Below are 22,537 nucleotides of genomic sequence, written 5' to 3' on the forward strand. Positions count from 1 at the left end.
CGGTTCCCGGTTCGGCGTTCACCTCGACCACGCCGGCGCGGTCGTTGCCCCCGGGGCCCTCACCCGATGAGGCGGGGGCGCCGGGCGGTGGCGAGGCCACGTTGCGGGCCCTGCTCGAGGCGGTGGAGGGCACGTCGCCCGTGAACGCGGTCGAGGCGGTGACCCGCGAACTCGCCCACGCACACGGCGCGTCGTCGGCGTCGTTCCTCATCGCGGACCTGTCGGGCCGCGCGCTGGTGCGCCTGGCGCGCACGAGCGCCGGCTCCCTGGATCCCGGACGGGGAGAGCGCCGCGACGAGAAGGAGTCGGCGACGGTCCTGCCCTTCGACGGCGGTCCTGCGGAGCAGGCGCTGCGCACCCAGTCGACACTGGTGCTGGGCCCGGACGCGGCGTCGCCCACGGGAGCCGCCGCCGGTGAGTGGACGGTCCTCGCTCCGGTCACCGAACGAGGTGAGGCCCTCGGCCTGCTGGAGATGGTCCTCCCCGTCGAACCGGGGCCAGCGCTGCTCGACGAGATCTCCCGCACCGCGCACCTGCTGAGCTTCGTGCTGATCGCCAACCGCCGCCACACCGACCTCTTCGAGTGGGGCCAGCGCAGCACCCCGTTCACCATGTCCGCCGAGATCCAGCGCAGACTGCTGCCGTCGGCGTTCACCTGCGAGGGCGGGGCGTTCACGCTGTCGGCGTGGCTGGAGCCGGCCTCCAGCATCGGCGGGGACACCTACGACTACAGCGTGGGACGGGACACCCTCTTCCTGTCGATGACCGACGCCATGGGCCACGGCCTGAACAGCGCCCTGACCGCCACGGTCTGCGTGGGCAGTCTGCGCAACACCCGACGGCAGGCGACGACGCTGCTGGAGCAGGCCGAGGCCGCGAACGCCGCGTTGGTCGAGTACGCGGAGACCGTGCACGAGAGCGCCTTCGCGACCGGCATGGTCGGACGCCTGACCCTGTCGACCGGGGTCCTGTCCATCGTCAACGCCGGCCACACCGGTCCCTACCTGGCCCGCGACGGGGCGGTCACGATGCTCGACCTGCCCGCCGACGTGCCCTTCGGCATGTTCGCGGACTCGACCTACCGCAGCACGGATCTCGCGCTGCGGGCAGGCGACCGACTGGTCATCGTCACCGACGGCATGCTCGAGCGCAACGCGTCCTCCCTGGACCTGTGCGAGGAGATCGCCGCGACGAGGGAACTGCATCCGCGCGAGGCGACCCGCGCACTCGCCGACCGCGTCATCGCGGCCTCGGGCAGCGAACTCGCCGACGACGCGGCGCTGTTCGTCCTCGACTGGCACGGCCAGCAGGACAACACCCGCACCTCTCACACCGGCGCGGACACCGCCGGGACCGACGCGGCCGGCCATCCCACCGGCCCTTCCCGCCACTGAACCCGACCGCGACGGCTCGCCCCGGGATGCCCGCGCCGCAGGCGCCACTCCGAGGCAAACCACGCACCCCTCGGCGGTGCAGTGCCGTCCACGGCGCCGAGGAGGACCGCCTCGTCGATCCCGAAGACGCCCGTACCTCCCCGACCGGTTCCCCCCCACGGCATGTCCGTCCTGCCGCAGTGCCCACCCGCTAGCGGGAGCTGACGAGCAGGTACCGCTCGTCGGTGATGTCCCCGCCCCACAGCGACGGATCCGGCAGCATCCGTACGCGCGCGTCCTCGCGGTACCGGCGCACCAGCGCCTCGCAGTCACGAGCCGTGATGCCGGCGCCGGTCGCCCAGCGCCCCTCCACCAGCAGCAGCACCCCACCCGGCTTCAGCAGCGCGATCCAGGCGGCCAGGACCGCGGCGGGGTCCTCGAACGCCCAGAGCACGTGCCGGGCCAGGACCACGTCGACCGTTCCCGGCTCCACCGGCGGTGCCGCGGCGTCGGCCACGTCGAAACGCGCAGCCAGCCCCGCGGCCGCGACCTTGGCGCGCGCCGCCTCGACCATGCGCGGGGACAGGTCGACGCCGTGGACGTCGTGACCGGCCTCGCCGAGCAGCAGCGCCAGGCTGCCCGTGCCGCAGCCGAGGTCCACGACGCGGGCGGGGGCGCCCGGCAGCAGGGGCAGCAGCAGCCCCGCCCACGCCTCCCGGACGGCCGGGTCGCGCAGACCGTGGTCGGCTTCGTCGTCGAAGGTGGCGGCCTGCTCGTCCCAGTACCGGCGGGTCTCCTCGCTCATGCGCGCAGCCTGCCGCAGACCACCGACGTCGACGTGTCCGCCGTGCGCCCGGCGTGGGGTGGGGGCACCTCCCGCGCCTGGTGTCCGGCGTGGGGTGGGGGCACCTCCCGCGCCTGGTGTCCGGCGTGGGGTGGGGGCACCTCCCGCGCGTAGCGTGGGGGAATGAGCCGCCCCGTCGCGACCAGCCGCAGCGTGAGCCTGCAGGAGCTGCTGGAGTTCTGCCGCCCCCGCCACCACGTCATCCTCACCACCCGCCGCGCCGACGGCGGGCTGCAGTCCTCGCCCGTGGCCTGCGGCGTCGACGGCGAGGGCCGCTTCGTCATCTCCACCTACCCCGAGCGCGCCAAGACCCGCAACGCCCGCCGCGACCCCGACGTCAGTCTCGTCGTGCTCTCCGACGACTGGGACGGGCCCTGGGTGCAGGTCGACGGCGACGCGGAGGTCCTCGACATGCCCGAGGCGCTGGAGCCGCTGGTCGACTACTTCCGCGCCTTCGGCCGCGAGCACCCGGACTGGGAGGAGTACCGCCGCGCGATGGCCGCCCAGGGCAAGTCGCTGCTGCGCATCACCCCGCGCCGCTGGGGCCCGGTGGCCACGGGCGGTTTCCCCGCCCGCCTCGCCGAGGACTGAGCGCGGCCCCGCGCGGACGAGAGGCAGGAGGCGCGGTTCAGGGCAGGGCGGCCGCCGCGGCCTCCTCCGCGTCGGCCTCCTCCACCTCCTCGCGGCTGATGCCCAGCAGGTGCAGCACCGCATCGAGGTAGGGCACGTTCACCGACGCGTCGGCCTGCTCGCGCACGACGGGCTTGGCGTTGAACGCCACCCCCAGTCCCGCCGCGGCCAGCATGTCCAGGTCGTTGGCGCCGTCCCCGATCGCCACCGTGCGCGCCATCGGCAGCCCCTCCAGGGCGGCGAAGTCGCGCAGCGCGACGGCCTTGGCGGCGCGGTCGACCACCGGGCCGAGCACCCGCCCGGTCAGGCGCCCGCCGACCACCTGCAGGCGGTTGGCGCGCACGTGCGCGATCTCCAGCGACGCCGCCAGCGGGGCCACGACCTCGTAGAAGCCGCCGCTGACCACGCCGAGGGTGAAGCCCAGCCGGCGCATCGTGCGGCACAGGGTGCGCGCACCCGGCGTCAGCTCCACCGCCGCGCGCACGTCGTCGAGGACGTCCACGCTCAGCCCCGCCAGGCACCCCACCCGCTGCACCAGCGACTGCGCGAAGTCGATCTCACCGCGCATCGCCCGTTCGGTGACCTCCGCGACCTCCGCCTCCCGCCCGGCGTGCGCGGCGAGCAGCTCGATGACCTCCTGGCGGATGAGCGTGGAGTCGACGTCCATCACGACCAGGCGCCGCCCCAGGCGGGCCAGGCCGCCGGGGGAGACGGCCACGTCCACCCCGTGGACGCCGGCCTCCACCGTCAGCGCCCGGCGCAGCTGCTCGGAGCCACCGGGGCCAGCGTCGAAGGAGACGTCGAGCTCCAGGGTGGTCACCGGGCGCCGCGACAGCCGCCGGATGCGGTCGACGTTGGCGCCGTGCTCGGCCAGGCGGGCGGTGATGGCCGCGACCGCGTCGGCGCGCAGCGGGGAGCCGAGCAGGCTCACGTGCAGGCGCCCTGGCCGGCGGGGGGCGTTGTCGCCGCTGCCGCGGCTGCACGTCAGGGCGAGGCCCGCGGCGGCGGCGGCGGGGGAGACGGCCTCCTCCACGGCACCCGGGTGCGACCCCTCCGTCACGAGCACCGCCAGAGTCAGGTGCCCGCGCACCACGAGCTGCTCGACGTCGAGGACCTCCACGCCCAGGGCGGTCAGGGAGGAGAAGACCGCCGCGGTCAGCCCGGGACGGTCGGTGCCGGTGAGGGTGAGCAGCACCGTGGTGGGGCGGCCGGGCTGGACGGGCTGGACGGGCTGGACGGGCGCAGTGTCGCTGGGCACGGGCAGCGAGGCTACCGCCGCCCCACCCCACCCGCCCCGCCCGGCGGCGGGCGGGGCGACGGCGTGCGGTGCGGCCTGGCGGCTCAGGCGTTCTTCTCGTCGCGCCAGGCCAGCCAGTCGCGCACCGGGGCCAGGTCGTAGTCGGGGCCGTTCAGCCCGAACGTGAACAGCCGGGTGCCCGCGGCGTGCAGCCGCTCCCCGACGTCACCCGGCTCGCCCTCGGCGCCGGCGGAGCGCTCGATCTCACCGGGGTCGCGTCCCGTCTCGGCGCACCAGCGGTCCAGCACCGCGTGCTTGTGCGCGATGGTGTCCGGATCGCCGAAGCCGTGCCAGATGTCGGCGTGGGCCGCGACGATCCGCAGCGTCTTGCGCTCGCCCCCGCCACCGATGAGGACCGGCACCCGCCGGGTGGGGGCGGGGTTGAGCGACGCCCAGCGGGACTCGATCCGCGGCAGCGCCGCCGCCAGGTCGTCCAGCCGCCCACCGGCGGTGCCGAAGTCGTAGCCGTACTCGGCGTAGTCGCGCTCGAACCAGCCCGAGCCGATGCCGAGGATCAGCCGGCCCGGCTGCCCGTCGCGGGCGGAGATGTGGTCCACCGTGCGCGCCATGTCCGCCAGCAGCTCCGGGTTGCGGTAGCTGTTGCACGTGACCAGCGCGCCAATCTCCACGCGGCTGGTGGCCTCCGCCCACGCCGCCAGCATCGTCCAGCACTCGAAGTGCCGGCCGTCGGCGTCGCCGTAGAGGGGGAAGAAGTGGTCCCAGTTGAAGACGACGTCGACACCGGCCTCCTCCGCGGCGGCGACCGTGCGGCGGATCTGCGCGTACTCGGCGTGCTGCGGCTGGACCTGCACGCCGATGCGCACGGGACGGCCGGCGGGGGCGCTCTCGCTGCTCATGAACCCATCCTGGGCCGAGACCCGCGCCCCGGCCCGTCCGCCGCGCTCAGGGCAGCCGGTGCCCGTCGTGGCCGGCGCCCTGGGACAGGTCGATCACCCGCGCGCCCGCCCCCGTCACGGGCAGCGACACCGACAGCACCCCGTCGCGGTAGCCGATGTGGGCGGCGGCCGTGTCGACGTCCTCCGGCAACTGCACCTGACGTGTCACCGTCCCCACGGGGCGCTCCAGCAGCACCGCGGCCCTGCCCTGCACCAGCTGCCCGCGCCGCTCCGCGCTGATCGTCAGCACGCCCCCGGCGAACGCCACGCCCACGCTGGCCGGGTCGACACCGGGCAGGTCCAGGTCGAGGGAGTAACCCTCCGGGCCGCGCCAGACGTCGGCGGGCACAGTCATCGGCACCGCCACGGGCACCGTCACCGTCGGAGCCGGGCCGTCCTCCGCCGGGCGCTGCGCCGGCGGCACCTGCGCCGAAGCCGTCGCCCCCGCCGCGCCCGCTCCGGCGTCCGCTGCCGTGCTGCGCTCCACGCTCCACCACCCGGCCTCGAACTCCTCCCCCGACGGACGCGCGGGGGAGAGGGTGGGAGGACCGGGACGCACCCCAGCGCCGGCGGCGCGCTGGGCACGGCGACGGGCGGCGACCCGCTCCCGCTCGAAGAGGATCTGCTCACGACGCTGCGCCCGCTCCGTGTCACCAGTGACCGGGCTCGCCGTCCGGGCGTCGCCGCTCGCGGCGTCGTGCTCGGCGCCCCGCTGCCGCTCGGGTGCAGCGGGCGTCGCCTCCGGGCCGTAGTCGTCCATGGGCCGTCCTGGGTCGGCTGTGCAACTGCCGGGGCCGCCGCGTCATGACGGCCCGCCCTGTGCGTACCCCGCCCCGCGGCCGGCAAACCAGCAGACCAGCCTTCCGGGCGTGTCGGCCCCTCAGCCGCCCTCGCCCGCCGGGGCCGGCATGTCGACGACATAGCCCCACGTGGACTGCGCCCCCAGGTGGCCGGCGTGCACCACCCGCACCGTCGTCCCCACCGCCGCGCCCGTCGCCAGCACCGCCAGCAGCACCGACGCCGCCGAGCGCGCCGGCAGCGACCGCCACACCGGGGCCGCCGGTCCCGGCGCCCCCGCCCCGGCGCCGTCCCCCCCGACCTGTCCGAGCGGGTGCCGCGCGCGCGCAGCGATCCACCACACCGCCACGCACATCAGCGCCAGCCCCACCGCCCAAGGCAGGATCGCCTCCCCGGCTGCGGCGTGGGCGGCGATGCCGGGATCGGCCGGCAGCCGCGCCATGAGGGCCTCCCCGGAACTCGTGGCCACCGGCACCAGCAGCAGGCTGCCCAGCCCCGCCACCGGCAGCAGCAGGCCCGCCCGCCGCCGCGCCGCGTCGGAGAAGGCGCACACCACCAGCAGCAGCGCCGTCAGCGGCAGCAGCACCACCACCGCGTGCAGCACCAGGGTGTGGGTGGGCAGACCGGCCGCGAACCCCGGCACCAGGCCCGAGCCGGGCAGGGCGGGCGTCACGCCCCCTCCACGACCACTCCGCCCTCCACCCGCACCGGCACGCGCACCAGGGGAGTGGGCGCCGGCCCCGCCAGCACCTCACCGGTGGCCACCGCGAAGCGGGAGTCGTGGCAGGGGCAGACGAACTCGTCCTCCACGACCAGCACCGAGCAGCCCTTGTGTGTGCACTCCGCGTCGTAGGCGACCACCACCCCGGGGCGCGGCTGGGCGATGACGATGCCGCGCCCGTCCGCGGCCTGCGCCGGCACCGCCGAGCCGACCGGCACCTCCGACAGCCGCACCAGGCCCTCCCCGTCGGGCGCGGCGGCCCCGGGCTCCGGCTCCGCGCCCTCACCCGAACCCTCCGCCTCCGGCTCCGGCTCCGGCTCGGCGGTCGAACCGGAATCCGGTGCCGGCTCGGAGCCGCCGGAGGTGGCGCTCGGGCTGCCGGTGCCGGTGGGTGCGCTCTCCCCGCCGCCGCACGCGGCCAGCGCGAGGACCCCCCCGGCCGTCAGGGCGCAGCGGCGGCTGAGACGGCCCGCGGCGCTGCCGCCGTCCTCGCCGCAGCCGTGCGCGTGGAACTCCCTGCCTGTCCCCGCGCCCGGTGCGGCCGCGTCCTGACCGGTTCGCGCGTCGTCGTCCATGACGCCATCCTCCCCGCCGGAGGCCGCGGCCGACAGTCGCGACGGTCCGCCGGAGCAGAACGCTCAGCTCGCCGCGGCGGTGGCCGCGGCCGCCACGGAGGCCGTCATCGCCGCCGTCGTCGCCGTCTGCACGTCGCGCACCGCCCGGCGCACCGCCTCCGACGCCCAGTCCCCCTCGGCCAGCGCCGCGGCTCGCCGCTTCAGCTCCGCCCGGGGCAGCCCCGTGGCCGCGAACACCTTCGGCACGAGCGAGACCGAGTGCAGCAGCGACAGCAGCGCACCGCTGCGCCCGCTCCCCGGCTCCGCACCCACCAGCACCGCCGACAACCGCGCGTGCAGCGTCGCGCGAACGGCGGCGTCCGGGACCCAGCGGGTGCGGGGGATCAGACCGAGCACCAGCTCGGTGCGGGCCACCACCTCCCCGCGCGCCGCCATCCGCTCCAGCAGCCGCGGCCGCAGCCGCCGCTGCAGCCGGTTCAGCGCCGACGCCGGGCGCAGGCCCGGCTTCCCGCGCACGAGCCGCCAGGCGCCGTCGAGGACCTCATCACCCGACGCTGGCCCCTCCAGCGCCAGCAGGCTGCCGCGATACAGCCACCCGGCGTCCGCGCCCGCGACGTCGACGCGCCCACCCTCGGCCAGCTCCACCAGCACCGCCCCCGCCAGGGCCAGGTCCAGGCGCGTGGAGTCGGTCAGCGGGCGGCCCCCGGCGGGGTCGAGCAGGAGCAGGAGCAGGTCCTCGGCGAGGCGGCGCGGCTGCGCCGCCGTGGCGTCGGATCGACAGGGCGTGTCCATGCGCCGACGCTACGACGCCGCCGGCACGACCCGGATCCGACGACCGGCGCTCGCGACTCCACCCTCCGGTGCACCCACCCTCCGCCGACCGCAGCACGTCACGATCCCCGCGGCGGCAACGCCGCAGCAGGGGCGTTCAGGGACCCGCGTCCGGGGATCGACGGCCGCCTCAGCGGTGGGTGACCGCCACCGCGCCCGTGCCGAAGGCGTAGGTGGCCGAACCACCCGCGAAGTCCTGCCGCACCCCGCCCGCGACGGGATACTCGCCGCTGCGGGGGTAACCCAGCCGCCCGGCCTCCCAGCCCTGCCGCGCCCACGCCTCACGGATCGCGCCGACGACGGCGTGCGCCCCGTGCGCGGAACTCCAGTACACGGAGCCGCCCTGGAAGTGGGCGAACGCGCCGCCGCGCAACCCCTGCTCGCTGCTCACGGGGTAGCCCAGACGACCGTTCTCGAAACCGGTGCGCCCGTAAGCGTCCAGGATCGCGCCCCGCACCGCCTGCGCGCCGGTGCCCGGCGACCAGTACACCAGCCCACCCTGGAAACGCTGCAGCGCGCCCCCGCGGACGCCGGACTCCGCCCCGGTGGGGTAACCCAGCCAGCCGGCCTCCCAGCTCATCGACGCCCAGCGCTCGCGGATCAGGCCGCGCACCGGGTGCGCACCGGCCGCGGCGTTCCAGTAGATCGAACCCGCGTCGAAGTGCTGCCCGCGCCCGCCGTGCACACCGAACTCGTTCGTGGCCGGCCAGCCGATCGCGCTGCGGTCGAGGCCCTGGGTGCGGTAGGTGTCGAGGATGGCCCCGCCGACGGTGAGGGTGCGGGTGCCGCGGCGGAACTCCATCGACGCCGGGGCGGGCGGAGCCACCGGGTAGCCGAAGTTGACGACGTAGTAGACGTCGCGGCCGATGCGGGCCACGCCGATCCCGGCCAGCGTCATCTCCCGGATCACCATCACCCGCTGGTGCGGGGCGCTGCCGATCCAGGAACGCACCGCCACGGCGGGAGAGCCGTTGTCCGTGCCGGCCTTGAGGATGATCTCGGAGTTGCCGCCCAGGCCCGCGGGGTAGCCGAGGTCCGGGTTGTGCACGAAGCGGCCCGTGCGGGCCATCGTGTCCGCCCAGCCCTGCGCCTTCGCGTCCAGGCCCCCGTTGCGGACCAGCGTGCCCAGCCCGAGGCTGCGGCGGTAGGTGTTCAGCTCCGTCAGGGTGCCCTGGCGCAGCGCGCCGAGATCCGCTCCGGAGACGTCGATGCCGCTGACCCCGTCCCAAGCCGTCGAGGCGACCTGCGCCTGACCCGTGCCGGCCTCCGCCGGGGCGGGGGAGACCGCACCCGCGCCGAGCAGACTGAGCAGCGCAGCGGCTGCGGCGGTCAGTGCGGCACGGCGGGCGCGAGTCTTGGCCATGCCGTCGACCTCGGCGGCCCCCAGGGCCGCCTTGAGCGCTCGCGCGCGCCGAATGCCCCTGCGCTAGGCCGAACGGGTGAGGTGATGCCGGCCGGTCGCGGGCAGCGTGCTAGCCCGCTCCGGCACCAGCCCTCCGGCGGCGGGCCGGACCGGCGTCAGGCCGTGACGCGCTGCCCCTTGCCCACGACCGTGATCCCCGACTTGGTGACGGTGAAGCCGCGGGCGCGGTCCTCCTCCGCGTCCACCCCGACCCGCGCGTCGTCGGGGATCACCACGTTCTTGTCGATGATCGCCCGCTGCACCACGGCGTTGCGCCCCACCTGGACGTTGTCCAGCAGCACGGAGTCGCTCACGTGCGCCCACGAGTCCAGCCGCGCCCCCGGGGAGACGATGGACTTCTCCACCAGCGCACCCGAGACCACCACACCCGCGGAGATGATCGAGTTCACCGCGTGGCCGTAGGTGCCCTGCCAGCCGTTGACGAACTTCGCCGGCGGGAAGAAGTTCTGCGCCGTGATGATCGGCCAGTCGTAGTTGTAGAGGTTGAACACCGGCAGCACCGAGATCAGGTCCTGGTGCGCTTCGTAGTACGAGTCCAGCGTCCCCACGTCGCGCCAGTAGGCACGGTCGCGGTCCGTGGCCCCCGGCACGTCGTTGTCCTTGAAGTCGTACACGCCCGCCAGACCCCGCTCGACGAAGTCGGGGACGATGTCCCCGCCCATGTCGTGGGCGGAGTCCACCCGCTCCGCGTCCCGCGTCACGGCGTCGATGAGGGCGTCGGTGTTGAAGACGTAGTTGCCCATCGACGCCAGCACCTCCTCCGGGGAGTCCGCCAGCGGCCGCGGGTTGGACGGCTTCTCCAGGAACGCGGAGATGCGCCGAGGGTCCGCCGGGTCAGTCTCGATGACCCCGAACTGGTTGGCCAGCGACACCGGCTGGCGGATCGCCGCGACCGTGCACTGGGCGCCCGAGAGGATGTGGTCCTCCACCATCTGCCGGAAGTCCATCCGGTACACGTGGTCCGCGCCGACCACCACCACGATGTCCGGCCGCTCGTCGTACACGAGGTTCAGCGACTGCAGGATCGCGTCGGCACTGCCCAGGTACCACCGCTTCCCCAGGCGCTGCTGCGCCGGGACGCTGGCGATGTAGCTGCCGAAGAGGTTCGACATCCGCCACGCCTGCGAGACGTGCCGGTCCAGGCTGTGGGACTTGTACTGCGTCAGCACCACGATCTTGCGGTACCCGGCGTTGACGAGGTTGCTCAGGGCGAAGTCGATGAGGCGGTAGTTGCCCCCGAAGGGCACGGCGGGCTTGGCGCGGTCAGCCGTCAGCGGCATCAGCCGCTTGCCCTCCCCACCGGCGAGGACGATCGCGAGGACGTTCGGAGCAGCCACGTGCGCACCGTATCGGCAGCCGTCGCGGCGCGGCACTCCGCCACGGCGCAGCGCCCGGGCGTGTCGCGGACCCGGACCTCCCGCAGGCGACGCCCCCCGCGGCTCCACCCGCCCCCGGCCGGACCCGCCGACCCGGCCGCTACCGTGGCGCCCGTCGTGGCACCGGCGGAGCGGCCGGCGGTGCGAGGAGCGGGCGAGGAGCCGATGTGCGCGTCGACGTGCTGAGCAAGGAGTACCCCCCGCAGGTCTACGGCGGTGCGGGCGTCCACGTCGCGGAGCTCGTGCGCGCCCTGCGCGCCGGCGGCCGCCTCGACGTGCAGGTGCGCTGCTTCGGCGACCCCCGCGACGAGCCCGGCACCTCCGCCTACCCGGAACCGCAGCACCTCGCCGCGGCCAACGCGGCACTGCGCACCCTCGGTGCCGACCTGCCCATGGCCGCCGACTGCGCCGGGGCGGACCTGGTCCACTCCCACACCTGGTACGCCAACTTCGCCGGGCACCTGGCCTCCCTGCTGCACGGCGTGCCCCACGTCCTCTCCGCCCACAGCCTCGAGCCCATGCGCCCCTGGAAGGCGGAGCAGCTCGGCGGCGGCTACGCCCTCTCCTCCTGGGTGGAGCGCACCGCCTACGCCTCCGCCGACGCCGTCATCGCCGTCTCCGCCGGCATGCGCGCCGACATCCTGCGCTCCTACCCCTTCCTCGACCCCGCCCGCGTCCACGTCGTGCACAACGGCATCGACGCCGACGACTGGGCACCCACCGAGGAACGCTCCCTCCTCCCCGCCCTCGGCATCGACCCCGAGGCACCCAGCGTCGTCTTCGTCGGGCGCATCACCCGCCAGAAGGGCCTGCCGCACCTCCTGCGCGCCGCCGCCCAGCTGCCCCCGGGCGTGCAGCTCGTCCTGTGCGCCGGCGCCCCCGACACCCCCGAGATCGCCGCCGAGGTCGAGCACCTCGTCCGCGAGCTGCAGCAGACCCGCTCCGGCGTGGTGTGGCTGCAGCGCCACCTCTCCCGCGAGGAACTCGTCCAGGTCCTCTCCGCGGCCACCACCTTCGTCTGCCCCTCCGTCTACGAGCCCCTCGGCATCGTCAACCTCGAGGCCATGGCCTGCGGCGCAGCCGTCGTCGGCACCGCCACCGGCGGCATCCCCGAGGTCGTCGCCGACGGCGAGACCGGCTGGCTCGTCCCCATCGAGCAGGTTCCCGACGGCACCGGCGCGCCCGTGGACCCCGACCGCTTCGTCGCCGACCTCGCCGCCACCCTCACCGAGGCCGTCGCCGACCCCGACCGCGCCCGCGAACGCGGCCGCCGCGGCCGTGAGCGCGCGGTGGCGCAGTTCTCCTGGGACGCCATCGCCGAGCGCACCGAAGCGCTCTACCGGGCGGTCGTGGAGGCCCGCGCGTGAGCGCGACACCCCCGACCGGCCGCCCCACCGGCTCCGACGCCACACCCGGCACCAGCAGCAGCGGCCACCCCGGCGAATCGATGCACCGCTTCGACGCCGCCACCGAGGACCTCGCCCTCGCCGTCCTCGACCGCGCCCGCCAGCGCCTGCAGCTGGACCCCGTGCCGCTGGACGCCCCCCGCGCCTACGACGACCTCGCCACCGCCGTCGGGCAGACCGTCACCGCCGCCGGCCTCGGCGGCAAGCAGGCGCTCGACCTGTTCTGCGACGTCCTCGCCGAGGCCTGCCTGTCCACCGACCACCCCCGCTACCTCTCCTTCATCCCCTGCGCGGCGACGGAGGCCTCCACCCTCTTCGACCTCATCGTCGGCGCCTCCTCCGTCTACGGCGGCTCCTGGATGGAGGGCTCCGGCGCCGTCTACGCCGAGAACCAGGCGCTGCGCTGGATCGCCGACCTCGCCGGCCTGCCCGCCTCCGCCGGTGGCGTCTTCGTCCCCGGCGGCACCACCGGCAACCTCTCCGCCCTGATGGCCGCCCGCAACGAGGTCCGCCGCCGCGAGGGAACCCGCCGCCCCCTGAAGGTGGCCGCCGCCGCCACCAGCCACTCCTCCGTCTCCGGCGCCTGCGACGTCCTCGACCTCGACTTCGTCTCCGTGCCGCTGGAACCCTCCGACCGCGGCCGCCTCACCGGCGCCGCCCTGCGCCGCGCCTTCGGCGACGACCGCTCCGACCTCGCCGCCGTCGTCGCCACCGCCGGCTCCACCAACCTCGGCGTCGTCGACGACCTCACCTCCGTCGCCGACTTCTGCCGCGCCGAGGGGGACCAGCCGCGCACCTGGCTGCACGTCGACGGCGCTTACGGCGGGGCCGGCCTCGCCGCGCCGAGCGTGCGCCACCTCTTCGACGGCATCGAGCACGCCGACTCCTTCATCGTCGACCCCCACAAGTGGCTCTTCGCCCCCTTCGACTCCTGCGCGCTGCTCTACCGCGAGCCCGCCCTGGCGCGCGCGGCGCACACCCAGTACGCCAGCTACCTCGACGTCCTCACCGACCGCGGGGAGTGGGACCCGGCCGACTACGCCATCGGCCTCACCCGGCGTGCGCGCGGCCTGCCGTTCTGGTTCTCCCTCGCCGCGCACGGCACCGCCGCCTACACCGCCGCCGTCGAACGCACCCTCCAGGTGGCGCGCGCCGCCACCGCGATGGTCCGCGACCGCCCGCACCTGGAGCTGGTCGCCGAGCCGGAGCTGTCGGTGGTCGCCTTCTACCGCCGGGGCTGGGACACCCCCGACTACTCGGCCTGGAGCCAGCGCCTGCTCGACGAGCAGTTCGCGTTCGTGGTGCCCAGCTCCCACGAGGGGCGCACCTGCCTGCGCCTGGCGGTGGTCAACCCCCGCACCTCCGAGGACGACATCGCCGCCATCCTCGACACCCTGGACTGACGGCGCCGCGGGGCCCGCACCGCTCCGCCCCCCCGATGCGCCCGCTCCTCCGTCGCCCTGCGGCCGCTGGGGGAGCGGGCGCATCGGCGCCGGGGCCGTCGCCTCCGTCCGGCACCGGCGCTCCGTGCCGGACGGAGGCGGGGGAGTGCTGCCCTCGCTTCCGGGTCTGTCCGCTGGGACGAGGAGGTGGGGGCCGGCCCGCCCGCGACCGGAGCAGCCGCCTCAGCCGACCGTGGCAGGACCGTCGCGCAGGAGACCGCCGCCCACGGCATGACAGCATGTACTTCCAGTTATCGGTATCAACTCGTCCCGAGACGGTGGGCTCACGAGCCCGCATTGACGGCGACCACCAGCGCCCGCCGGGCCGTCCCGCCCACGTCGCGGAGCAGGCGGGCACGAGAGACCGCCTCGGTGCTGGTGATGGCGGCGCCGTCGTCCTCGGAGGCGAGCTCGGCGATCGCGAGCACCTGGGCCGCACTCGCGGCGACGCGAGCGGCACGCGGCTCGACCCCCTGGGGGAGGGCGTCGGGCCGCAGTGCGCCCGCGCGCAGGGCAGCGATCCGGTCGGCCGCGTCCTCGCGCCAGCGGGCGACGTCGAGGGCGGCCAGCGCCGTCGTGGCACCGGCCAGGGCCGTTCGCAGGCTGCGTTCCGCCTCCGTGAGGGCGACGGGGTCCGGGGCCCGGCGCGGGAGCGCGGCCAGGGCCCGCCACACCACCTGTGCACCTGGCTCCCACGTCGAGCCGAACTCCACGACCTCCGGCACGAGCGCCCAGCGCCGCTCACCGCCGTCGAGTTCGACCAGCACGCACTCACCGGCCTCCAGCGCCGCGGCGTTGACCGCCGGCGGCCCCGGGAGCCCCACCGGGTCACCGGGGGCGGGCAGCGCGACGACGAGACGGGCGGTGCGGGGGAGGGCCCGCAGCAGCTCGGCCGGAGTGGCGGGCGTCTGCGTCGACCCGGCCACGTCCGGGGCCTCGTCCTCCCAGAGCAGGGTGTGCGGCTCGTCGTCGCGCTCGACCGCGGAGACCAGCGCGGCGAGCGGCGCGCGGCCGGTGAGGGCGGCGTTCCCCCACGCGGCGAGGCGCGCGGAGAGGGGCAGGTCCAGCACCGCTCCACCCTATGTCGGCTCCCGGGCGCGCCGACGCGCCGACCGCCTGCGAGGCGACCCGCGGGCGTCGTTAGGGTCGCCGCATGAGCGACGTCCTCGACCTGGCCGGCGTGACGGTGACGAGGGGGCGCACCGTGCTCCTGGCGTCCGTGAACTGGCAGGTCGCGGCGGGGGAGCGGTGGGTCGTCCTCGGTGCGAACGGGGCGGGCAAGTCCACCCTGCTCTCCATCGCGGCCGCCCGCCTGCACCCCAGCCGCGGCGAGGTGCGGATCCTCGGCGAGACGCTCGGCAGGGTCGACGTCTTCGAGCTGCGGCCGCGCATCGGCCTGGCGAGCAACGCGCTCGCACAGCAGGTCCCCGGCTCCGAGCCGGTCCGCGACGTGGTCGTCACCGCCGCCTACGGGGTGACTGGCCGCTGGAACGAGTCCTACGCCGAGGACGACCTCGCGCGTGCGGCGGAGTTGCTGGGGCAGATGGGCGTGGGGAAGCTGGCGGCGCGGCCGTACGGCACGCTGAGCGACGGGGAGCGCAAGCGCGTGCAGATCGCCCGTGCGCTGATGACGGACCCGGAGCTGCTCCTGCTGGACGAGCCGGCCGGAGGGCTCGACCTGGGGGGGCGCGAGGACCTGCTGCGCAGGCTCACCGGACTGATCGAGGATCCCGCTGCGCCGACCGCCGTGCTCGTCACCCACCACGTCGAGGAGATCCCCGCCGGGGTGACGCACGCGCTGCTGCTGCGCAAGGGCAGGGTGGTGGCCGCGGGGCCGGTCGCCGACGTGCTGACGTCGGAGCAGCTGTCGGTCACGTTCGGCCTGCCGCTGTCGGTCAGCCGGCGTGCGGGGCGGTTCTACGCCCGCGCGCTCTGAACGGGCCCCTGGGGGCCTGCGCTGCAGGCCTCCCCGACGGCCGTCCTAGTGTTGAGCTTTCTAGGTAAACACAGTTATCGGTCGTCATCGAACACGAACATTTTCTCGACCGACAAGCAGGACGCACCAGGGACGAAGCTCAGCGCACGAGGACGCCGGTGGTGTCCATCTCGTCGGCGATCCGCTGGACCATGGTGACGTACCAGTCGGCGCGGTTGTAGCGGTACAGGGCGCGAGCCTCGGCGTCCCGTCCCTTGCCGCCGCCGTTGGCGCAGAGGTAGTTCGCGGCGCTGTGGACCGCGTCGGACGGTGCCCACGCGTCGCGGGCACCGTCGCCGTCCCCGTCGACGCCGTAGGCGGCGAACGTGGGCGGCATGAACTGCATGGGCCCGATCGCACCGGCCGAGGAGGGGCCGTTGTTGCGGCCGTGGCCGCTCTCGACCTGGCCGACGGCGGCGAGGAGGCTGACGCGCATCCCGGGGCAGGTGGCGGCACCGTCCCGGTAGAGGGAGGCCCAGTCGGCGGCCACGGGGCGCGCCCGGACCTTGCCGGTGCCCTTCGCGGCTTCCGCGGTGGCAACCTCGGCGGCTGCCTTGAGCTCCGCCAGCCGGCGCGCGGCCTCTTCCGCGGCGGCGAGGTCGCGCGCCCGGGAGGACAGCGCCGCGAGCTCGTTCTCGGCGCGGGCGAGGTCCGTTCCGAGGACCTCCGCCGCGTCGGCGAGACGGCGCACCCCCGCGATGGCCTCGTAGGCGTGCTCGTCGGCGTCGGTGGATGCCCGGTCGGCTGCTGCGTCCGCGGTGGCGGTGGCGGCGGCGGCGAGCTCGTCGCGTTCGAGGAGGTCCTCGACGGCCAGACGCTGTCCTCGCTGGGCGAGGAGCACGTCGCCGCCGCTGATGGCGGTGCGCCACAGCTCCAGCTGGAGGGACGGGGCCATGGCTGCGCCGCCGGCCATGTAGAGGGCGCGGACCCGCCGGCCCTGCGCGCGCCTGCTGTTCTCGGCGGTGCTGCGTGCGGTGGTGGCGCTCGTCTCGGCGCGGATGGTGGCGCTGACGGCGCTGCTGACGGCCTCCTGCTGCTGCCGCGCGGCCTCGTTCAGTTCGGTGAGGCGGGCGCCGAGCGCGTCCACCCGCTCGCCGGCGGCCGCAGCGGCCCGGGCGGCCTGGGCGGCGGTCTCCACGGCCCCCTGGCGAGCGACCTGCCCGCCGGCGGCGGTGGCGGCGGCGGGGGCGGCGAGGAGGACGTGGAGGAAGGCGACGAGGACGACTCCGGCGGCGAGCAGGGAGGCGACCGCGGAGGTCGTCGTCCGGTGCTGCGCAGAGGTCCTCACGTGGGGGGCTTCGGCACCCGGAGGAGGCACCTTGACCCGCCGGGTGGGTGACGTCCCACCCGGCGGGATCAGGCGGTGGGCCTCAGACGGAGGAGATGTCCGCCGCCAGCAGCGGTTCCGACGTCGGCTGCGGGGAACCGCCGGCGGGTTCCTCGGTGACGCCGAGGGTGGGGACGCCTCCGGTGTCGGGCACGTAGGCCACGTAGTGCCCGGCACCGTCGCGCTCGAGCATCCCGGCGGGGCGGATGTCCCCGCCCTCGATCAGCCACAGCTGGTAGCCGCGGTCCGGGCCGGTGGCCGGCATGTCCGCCCCCACGACCACGGCCTCCCGGCCGGCGTGGACGACCGTGGCGGTCGCGCCGCCCCGCCCGGTCACCGTCTGCACGCGACTGTCGGGGGCCGTGAGGAGCTCGTTGACGACGGCGACGTGCCGGCCGGCGTCCTGTGCGGCGCGCTGCGCCTGGGTGGCGTCCTGCTGCGCCCGGAGCGCGACCTGCTGCGCCTGGGTGGCGTCCTGCTGCACGTCCCACGCCCAGCCGCCGATCCCGACGGCCACCGCGGCGCAGGCCGCGGCGAGGGCCAGCGGCCAGCGCGGTGCGCCGCCACGGCGGGCGTCGCGCCGTTCCCGCCGCTCGGCCAGGGAGACGGGGGCGTCGTGGGCGGCCGTGGCGGTGCCGCCACCGGGCCTGTCGTCCTGGGGGGTGCGGGCGACGGCGGCGAGGACGGAGGTGCGCAGGGTCGCGGGTGCGGCAGTGGCGACGGCCTCGCCGAGGAGGGCAGCGGTGTCGCTGAACTCGGTCACGGCGCTGCGGCAGTCGTCGCAGCCGGCGAGGTGTCCGTCGAACGTCACCCGCTCGTGCGGCTCCAGGGCGTCGAGGGCGTAGGCCCCCACCAGCGTGTGCACGTCGTCCACCTCCTCCCCTCTGGGGTCCTGCTGCGTGTCGTGCATGTCGTCGTGGGGCCGCCGGGTCTCGTCCCAGGGGCCGCCGGGCGGGGGAGTGGCGCTCATCTGGCCACTCCCAACGCGTCGCGCAGACGGATCATCCCGTCCCGCAACCTGGTCTTGACGGTGCCCAGCGGCAGGCTGAGCTCCCGGGAGATCTCGGTGTGGGTGCGCCCGCCGTAGTAGGCGAGCGCGACCGCCTGCCGCTGCACGGGGGTGAGGCTGGTGAGGGCGCGCCGGACGTCCTCGCGCTCCATGCTCAGCTCGACGGCTTCGCTGACGCTGTCGTACGGGCGGATCTGGTCGCGCAGCCCCACCCGCTCGTCGCGGTCGGCGCTGGCCTGGGCGGAGCGGACGCGGTCCACTGCGCGGCGGTGGGCCATCGTGATGAGCCAGGTGCGGGCGCTGCCGCGTCCGGCGTCGAAGCGGGTGGCGGTCCGCCAGGCCTCCAGGTAGACCTCCTGGGTGACCTCTTCGCTCTGGGCGCGGTCCCGCAGGACGCGCAGCACGGTGCCGAAGACGGCGCCGCTGGTGGCGTCGTAGAGGGCGGCGAAGGCCTGCTCGTCTCCGTGGCCCGCAGCCTGCAGCAGTTCCTCTGCGGTGGCGGGCCCTGGGGGTTCGCCCTGCTGCTGCCGGGAGAGTGTCACGAGGGTCACTCTCCCACCCCCTTCCCCCGGCGTCAGCACCCCCCGCGGATCGGGGGACCAGCGGCCGCACCCTGATGTGCTGCCGTGGAGGGTTCGGACCGGCGGGGGCGGCGGATTGCCGTGCGGACGATGTCACTCGTCCGGCCCAGCAGATCGCTGGAGGTGCCGCGCCCGGCCCGGTGTGCTGCACTGATCACCGTGGGTCAGGACGTCGAGAAGCGCACTGTGAGCGGGGCCGACAGGCGCCGCTTCCGCGAGATGCTGCACCTGGAGCTGGAGGTGCTGCGCAAGCAGGTGGTCGCGGGCCGCCTCGCCGGCTCGGAGCCCTGCGCCGGCATCGAGGTCGAGCTGCACCTCGTCGACGAGGACATGCAGCCGGCGATGGTGAACGAGCAGGTGCTCGAGCGCCTGGCCGACCCGCGGTTCCAGACGGAACTGGGCGCCTTCAACATCGAGCTCAACGGCCAGCCGCACCGTCTCGCCGACGACGGGCTGCCGGCGCTGCACGAGGACCTCGCCGCCGCGCTGGCCAAGGCCGAGGAGGCGGCGGTTGCGGTGGGGGCGCGCGTGGCGCCGGTCGGGATCCTGCCCACCGTGCTGCCGGAGCACTACGAGGGCGACTGGCGCAGCGACAAGGCCCGCTACGCCGCGCTCGACGAGGCCATCGCCGCCGCGCGCGGGGAGGACATGGAGCTGCGCATCGAGGGCCCGGTGTCCGGGGAGCGGCTGGAGCTGCACCTGCCGACGATCGGGCCGGAGTCGGCCGGGACCAGCGTGCAGCTGCACCAGCAGGTGGCGCCGGAGGAGTTCCCCCGCCGCTGGAACGCCGCGCAGGCGGTGGCCGGGGTGCAGGTGGCGCTGGCCGCGAACTCCCCGTTCCTCTTCGGCCGCCACCTCTGGGCGGAGACCCGCATCGAGCTGTTCACCCAGTCCACCGACACCCGCAGCGCGGAGCTGCGCAACCAGGGCGTGCGCCCGCGGGTGTTCTTCGGTGACGGCTGGATCGGCAACGTCCTCGACCTCTTCGAGGAGGATGTGCGCTACTTCCCCTCCCTGCTTCCCGTGCTGGAGCAGGACGACGCGCTCGAGGCGCTGGACGCCGGGCGCGCACCGGAGCTGCCTGCGCTGCGCCTGCACACGGGCACGATCTACCGCTGGAACCGGCCCGTCTACGACGTCGCCGGGGAGGAGGCGCACCTGCGCGTGGAGAACCGGGTGCTGCCGGCCGGGCCGACGTCGGTGGACGTGGTGGCCGACGCGGCCTTCTTCCACGGTGTGGTGCGGGCCCTGGCGGAGGCCTCGGACCCGGTGGAGGAGCGGCTGCTGTTCACCGACGCCCACCGCTCGTTCCTGGACTGCGCCCGCCTCGGGCTGGGTGCGCAGGCGTCGTGGCCCGGGGTGGGGCGGGTGCCGGTGGGTCGACTCGTCCTCGACGTGCTGCTGCCGCTGGCCGACGAGGGCCTGCAGCACTGGGGTGTGCCGCGCGAGATCCGCGACCGGTACCTCGAGGTCATCGCCGGACGGGCCCGCAGCGGCCGCAACGGCGCGGTGTGGCAGGTGGAGGCGGTCCACGCGCTGCAGGAGTCGGGCTGCGACCGTCGCGAGGCGCTGGCGGGGATGCTGCGGGAGTACCTGCAGCGCAGGCGCAGCGACCAGCCGGTCCACGAGTGGGAGCCGCTCGCCCCGAGGCCCTGACCCGCTGCCCGTGTGGAGCTCATCTCGGGTGGCGGGGTCACTCCCTGTGGTGTGACATCAGTTCACACCGTTCGCACGACTCCCGGGGGAACCCAGATGGTCATCGAGAAGCTGCACGACTCCGGCATCCGGTCCGAGCACGCCTACGCCGCGGCGTTCGCCAGCATCGGCCTGTCCTGGCTGGCGTACTACACCTCCAAGCACAAGCAGGGCGAGGGAACCGACCGCGCGGACCGCTGGTCGATCTTCGTGGGTCAGTGGGCCCCGACGTTCTTCGGCCTGGGCAACGCCCTGCGCAGCTACGAGAAGTGACGCAGCGGGCCTGAGGTCCCCGGGGGCTGTGGCGGTGCGGTGCACCGCCACAGCCCCCGGTCGCGTCCGGTGAGCTCAGCAGTCGCCGACCTGCCGCAGCACCTCGTAGGACGTGTTTCCCGCCGCGGCGCTGCGCAGTTCCTGCGCCCCGGCGTCGATGTACTTCTGGGACGTGTTCAGGCTCTGGTGCCCGAGGAGCCGCATCACCTCCACGGCGCTGGCACCGCTGGCCACGACACGGGTGGCGAACGTGTGCCGCAGCGCGTGCACGAGGGATCCCCGCAGGACGCGGTCGTGGACGCCGGCCCAGCGGTAGCAGGAACGCACCAGGTACTGCAGCTGGTTGCGGGTCATCGCCCGACCGGAGCCGTCGACGAAGAGCCACTGCGACGGCCCGGGGCGGCGCCCGTCGCCGAAACGGGCAGCGCGGGTGTCGAGGTACGAGTCGAGGACTGCGGTGAGGGCCGGCTCGACCGGCACGCTGCGTTCGGCGTTGCCTTTGCCCAGGACGTGCAGGCGCTGGTCCCCGGGGGCGCCGACGAGGTCGCCGACGCGCAGGGCGAGCAGCTCCGAGGAGCGGATGCCGCTGACGAGCAGGGTGGCGAGCACCGCGAAGTCCCGCTCGGGCCACGGGTCCCGGGCACGGCGCATGCCGGCCGCGACGGCTCGAAGCAGCACCTCCGGGGTGTCCTGGCCGCGCAGGGGCTTGGGCTCCTGCCGCTCCGCGCGGGGACGCTCGATCCCGGCCATGGGGTTGCCGGGCAGCACGTCCTCGCCGACGAGGAAGGTGCAGAAGCCGTTCCAGGTGGACCAGGCCCGGGCGATGGAGCTGCGGGCGTGGTCGACGGAGAACGCGGCGAACGCCGACCGCAGGGGACGCACGTGCAGGTCGGCGAGGCGCAGATCGCCGGGGCAGCAGCCGAGCTGGGCGGCCAGGTGACGGCTGATGACCGTGAAGTCCCGGCGCTGGGCGGCGAGGGTGTGGGGGGAGTCCTTGCGGGGCAGGCGCGCTTCGACGTAGGCGGTGAAGCCCGCCGCGAGCTCGGAACCGGGGGAGAGGTACCCGAGGGTGGGAAGAGCCGGCAGGACCACGACGCCAGGATAGCAGGCGCGGGGGAGTGGCGTCGAGCAAACCCCTTGCGCCGCAACGGGTTCACGGTGGTTCCGTTAGCGCTAGTTGAGAAGCATATTCACCATTATGCGTACTTCCGGAAGTGGCCCCTCGGGCGCCGCGCGGCGTGTCCAGGCGCCGCCGTGGCATCCGCCGACGTCCACCGCCGCCGCGGGATCGTCGCCGTCGAGGGTCCGGGCGTCCGCCGTGGCGGCCCGGGCGGGACGTGCCCCGGGTGCTGGACGGTTGCCGGAGGTGGCGGCGGCCGAGCTGGCCGGGCGGTGACCGTCGGGCCGCCGGCGCCAAGGCCCGTCGATGTCCGGCCCGTCGGCACCTGCGGATCGCGACGCCTGCGGGTCGGCCCGGCGTCCGTGGGCGCCGCCGCGTCGCGCCGGGCCACTGGTGGCGCGTCGGTCGCCGTGTGATCCGCTGTTCGTCGACGGAAACGACAGCTTGGTGCCGCATTCGTCGACGAACAGCGGATCACGGTCATGGACCGCGATGTGAGCGGCCGGAGGCGTCGAGCGCCCCCTTCTCTGTAACGCCGATAATCGACATTATGTCAGATCATCCTGACGGAAGCCTCCCCCGCCCTGACCCAGCCGACCCGTGCGCCGTCGTTGACGAGTCCGAGCACCCGGACGCCGCCGGTGGTCCCGCGTCACCTCTGACGCCTGAGATCGCGTGGATGATCTTCCGCTCATGTCTGCGGGCTCAGGCGGTCATCCGCGCATCGCCGACGAGCGATCACGGCAAACGTGGGCGAGTGAGCGATGAGTCTCACTCCTTCCACGGGTCTTAGCGTCATGGCTTCTGCGCTGCCGCAGCTCTCCCTTGAGGAGACCACCACCGTCACCGGGGGTCTGCTGCATGATCCGGTGTCAGATCAGGTCACGCGGCCTGATTGGCCGGTGCGGTCATGATGGTCTCGTACTCGATAGGGGTCAATCGGCC

At 75.0% G+C, this 22,537-nt stretch carries 21 protein-coding genes; 7 read left to right on the plus strand and 14 right to left on the minus strand.

Features of this window, described 5'->3' with window-relative positions; all coding sequences use genetic code 11:
- Positions 1-140: 140 nt before the first annotated feature.
- Positions 141-1,394, plus strand: a complete 1,254-nt coding sequence (locus CLV92_RS19765) for a PP2C family protein-serine/threonine phosphatase (RefSeq protein WP_211291299.1) — start codon at positions 141-143, stop codon at positions 1,392-1,394.
- Positions 1,395-1,584: 190 nt separating this feature from the next.
- On the opposite strand, the gene CLV92_RS19770 is transcribed toward CLV92_RS19765, so the two are convergent.
- Positions 1,585-2,178, minus strand: coding sequence for a class I SAM-dependent methyltransferase (locus tag CLV92_RS19770; protein WP_104435668.1), 594 nt, complete (start codon positions 2,176-2,178; stop codon positions 1,585-1,587).
- Between the two features lie 162 nt (positions 2,179-2,340).
- Between CLV92_RS19770 and CLV92_RS19775 the strand changes: the two genes are divergently transcribed.
- Complete coding sequence (locus CLV92_RS19775; RefSeq protein ID WP_104435670.1) at positions 2,341-2,808, plus strand: PPOX class F420-dependent oxidoreductase; 468 nt, start codon at positions 2,341-2,343, stop codon at positions 2,806-2,808.
- 37 nt (positions 2,809-2,845) lie between these two features.
- Here CLV92_RS19775 and serB read toward each other — a convergent pair whose 3' ends face one another.
- The 8 genes from serB to glgC all read right to left on the minus strand — a co-directional run bounded on the left by serB (position 2,846) and on the right by glgC (position 10,725).
- Positions 2,846-4,105, minus strand: coding sequence for a phosphoserine phosphatase SerB (gene serB, locus CLV92_RS19780; protein WP_104435672.1), 1,260 nt, complete (start codon positions 4,103-4,105; stop codon positions 2,846-2,848).
- Between the two features lie 83 nt (positions 4,106-4,188).
- Positions 4,189-5,001, minus strand: a complete 813-nt coding sequence (locus tag CLV92_RS19785) for an LLM class F420-dependent oxidoreductase (protein WP_104435673.1) — start codon at positions 4,999-5,001, stop codon at positions 4,189-4,191.
- 46 nt (positions 5,002-5,047) lie between these two features.
- Positions 5,048-5,800, minus strand: coding sequence for an Hsp20/alpha crystallin family protein (locus tag CLV92_RS19790; protein ID WP_104435675.1), 753 nt, complete (start codon positions 5,798-5,800; stop codon positions 5,048-5,050).
- Positions 5,801-5,920: 120 nt separating this feature from the next.
- On the minus strand, positions 5,921-6,511 hold the full coding sequence (locus tag CLV92_RS19795) for a DUF2231 domain-containing protein (protein ID WP_104435677.1): 591 nt from the start codon (positions 6,509-6,511) through the stop codon (positions 5,921-5,923).
- Entirely contained in the window at positions 6,508-7,134 is a 627-nt protein-coding gene (locus CLV92_RS19800) for a QcrA and Rieske domain-containing protein (RefSeq protein ID WP_104435679.1), read from the minus strand. Before CLV92_RS19800 ends, CLV92_RS19795 begins: the two co-directional genes overlap by 4 nt.
- A 63-nt stretch (positions 7,135-7,197) precedes the next feature.
- Positions 7,198-7,926: a GOLPH3/VPS74 family protein gene (locus tag CLV92_RS19805; RefSeq protein WP_104435680.1), complete on the minus strand. Its 729-nt coding sequence runs from the start codon at positions 7,924-7,926 to the stop codon at positions 7,198-7,200.
- Between the two features lie 169 nt (positions 7,927-8,095).
- Positions 8,096-9,328, minus strand: coding sequence for a CAP domain-containing protein (locus tag CLV92_RS19810; RefSeq protein ID WP_104435681.1), 1,233 nt, complete (start codon positions 9,326-9,328; stop codon positions 8,096-8,098).
- Between the two features lie 155 nt (positions 9,329-9,483).
- On the minus strand, positions 9,484-10,725 hold the full coding sequence (gene glgC / locus CLV92_RS19815; RefSeq protein ID WP_104435683.1) for a glucose-1-phosphate adenylyltransferase: 1,242 nt from the start codon (positions 10,723-10,725) through the stop codon (positions 9,484-9,486).
- A gap of 206 nt (positions 10,726-10,931) precedes the next feature.
- Here glgC and glgA point away from each other — a divergent pair, with 206 nt between their 5' ends.
- On the plus strand, positions 10,932-12,131 hold the full coding sequence (gene glgA / locus CLV92_RS19820; protein WP_104435685.1) for a glycogen synthase: 1,200 nt from the start codon (positions 10,932-10,934) through the stop codon (positions 12,129-12,131).
- An 80-nt stretch (positions 12,132-12,211) separates the two neighbouring features.
- The gene (locus CLV92_RS19825) at positions 12,212-13,573 is read left to right on the plus strand and encodes a pyridoxal-dependent decarboxylase (RefSeq protein ID WP_104435702.1); all 1,362 of its coding nucleotides are present in this window, start codon (positions 12,212-12,214) and stop codon (positions 13,571-13,573) included.
- A 323-nt stretch (positions 13,574-13,896) separates the two neighbouring features.
- Here the strand turns inward: CLV92_RS19825 and CLV92_RS19830 are convergent, their stop codons facing one another.
- Entirely contained in the window at positions 13,897-14,682 is a 786-nt protein-coding gene (locus CLV92_RS19830; protein WP_104435687.1) for a hypothetical protein, read from the minus strand.
- 83 nt (positions 14,683-14,765) lie between these two features.
- Between CLV92_RS19830 and CLV92_RS19835 the strand changes: the two genes are divergently transcribed.
- Positions 14,766-15,548, plus strand: a complete 783-nt coding sequence (locus tag CLV92_RS19835) for an ABC transporter ATP-binding protein (RefSeq protein ID WP_104435688.1) — start codon at positions 14,766-14,768, stop codon at positions 15,546-15,548.
- Positions 15,549-15,687: 139 nt separating this feature from the next.
- On the opposite strand, the gene CLV92_RS19840 is transcribed toward CLV92_RS19835, so the two are convergent.
- The 3 genes from CLV92_RS19840 to sigK form a co-directional block, all read right to left on the minus strand.
- Positions 15,688-16,875 (minus strand): lytic transglycosylase domain-containing protein, encoded by a 1,188-nt coding sequence (locus tag CLV92_RS19840; protein ID WP_211291301.1) that lies wholly within the window; start codon positions 16,873-16,875, stop codon positions 15,688-15,690.
- 82 nt (positions 16,876-16,957) lie between these two features.
- Positions 16,958-17,884, minus strand: a complete 927-nt coding sequence (locus tag CLV92_RS19845) for an anti-sigma factor (protein WP_104435690.1) — start codon at positions 17,882-17,884, stop codon at positions 16,958-16,960.
- A complete protein-coding gene (sigK, locus tag CLV92_RS19850; protein ID WP_211291302.1) occupies positions 17,881-18,465 on the minus strand; it encodes an ECF RNA polymerase sigma factor SigK in 585 nt (194 codons plus the stop codon). Before sigK ends, CLV92_RS19845 begins: the two co-directional genes overlap by 4 nt.
- 198 nt (positions 18,466-18,663) lie before the next feature.
- Here sigK and CLV92_RS19855 point away from each other — a divergent pair, with 198 nt between their 5' ends.
- Both CLV92_RS19855 and CLV92_RS19860 read left to right on the plus strand, forming a co-directional pair.
- Positions 18,664-20,160 (plus strand): glutamate-cysteine ligase family protein, encoded by a 1,497-nt coding sequence (locus tag CLV92_RS19855; protein WP_104435694.1) that lies wholly within the window; start codon positions 18,664-18,666, stop codon positions 20,158-20,160.
- A gap of 96 nt (positions 20,161-20,256) precedes the next feature.
- The gene (locus CLV92_RS19860; protein WP_104435695.1) at positions 20,257-20,472 is read left to right on the plus strand and encodes a hypothetical protein; all 216 of its coding nucleotides are present in this window, start codon (positions 20,257-20,259) and stop codon (positions 20,470-20,472) included.
- A gap of 75 nt (positions 20,473-20,547) precedes the next feature.
- Here the strand turns inward: CLV92_RS19860 and CLV92_RS19865 are convergent, their stop codons facing one another.
- Positions 20,548-21,564: a tyrosine-type recombinase/integrase gene (locus tag CLV92_RS19865; RefSeq protein ID WP_211291303.1), complete on the minus strand. Its 1,017-nt coding sequence runs from the start codon at positions 21,562-21,564 to the stop codon at positions 20,548-20,550.
- Positions 21,565-22,537: the final 973 nt, after the last annotated feature.

The organism is Kineococcus xinjiangensis, assembly GCF_002934625.1.
GTDB classification, from domain to species: Bacteria; Actinomycetota; Actinomycetes; order Actinomycetales; family Kineococcaceae; genus Kineococcus_A; species Kineococcus_A xinjiangensis.

What these genes read in the sequence shown, in the direction of transcription:
- CLV92_RS19770 (WP_104435668.1), bottom strand. Translation starts at nt 2,178, where the DNA reads ATGAGCGAGGAGACCCGCCGGTACTGGGACGAGCAGGCCGCCACCTTC.
- CLV92_RS19775 (WP_104435670.1), top strand. Translation starts at nt 2,341, where the DNA reads ATGAGCCGCCCCGTCGCGACCAGCCGCAGCGTGAGCCTGCAGGAGCTG.
- CLV92_RS19785 (WP_104435673.1), bottom strand. Translation starts at nt 5,001, where the DNA reads ATGAGCAGCGAGAGCGCCCCCGCCGGCCGTCCCGTGCGCATCGGCGTG.
- CLV92_RS19790 (WP_104435675.1), bottom strand. Translation starts at nt 5,800, where the DNA reads ATGGACGACTACGGCCCGGAGGCGACGCCCGCTGCACCCGAGCGGCAG.
- CLV92_RS19800 (WP_104435679.1), bottom strand. Translation starts at nt 7,134, where the DNA reads ATGGACGACGACGCGCGAACCGGTCAGGACGCGGCCGCACCGGGCGCG.
- CLV92_RS19805 (WP_104435680.1), bottom strand. Translation starts at nt 7,926, where the DNA reads ATGGACACGCCCTGTCGATCCGACGCCACGGCGGCGCAGCCGCGCCGC.
- CLV92_RS19810 (WP_104435681.1), bottom strand. Translation starts at nt 9,328, where the DNA reads ATGGCCAAGACTCGCGCCCGCCGTGCCGCACTGACCGCCGCAGCCGCT.
- CLV92_RS19825 (WP_104435702.1), top strand. Translation starts at nt 12,212, where the DNA reads ATGCACCGCTTCGACGCCGCCACCGAGGACCTCGCCCTCGCCGTCCTC.
- CLV92_RS19835 (WP_104435688.1), top strand. Translation starts at nt 14,766, where the DNA reads ATGAGCGACGTCCTCGACCTGGCCGGCGTGACGGTGACGAGGGGGCGC.
- CLV92_RS19845 (WP_104435690.1), bottom strand. Translation starts at nt 17,884, where the DNA reads ATGAGCGCCACTCCCCCGCCCGGCGGCCCCTGGGACGAGACCCGGCGG.
- CLV92_RS19860 (WP_104435695.1), top strand. Translation starts at nt 20,257, where the DNA reads ATGGTCATCGAGAAGCTGCACGACTCCGGCATCCGGTCCGAGCACGCC.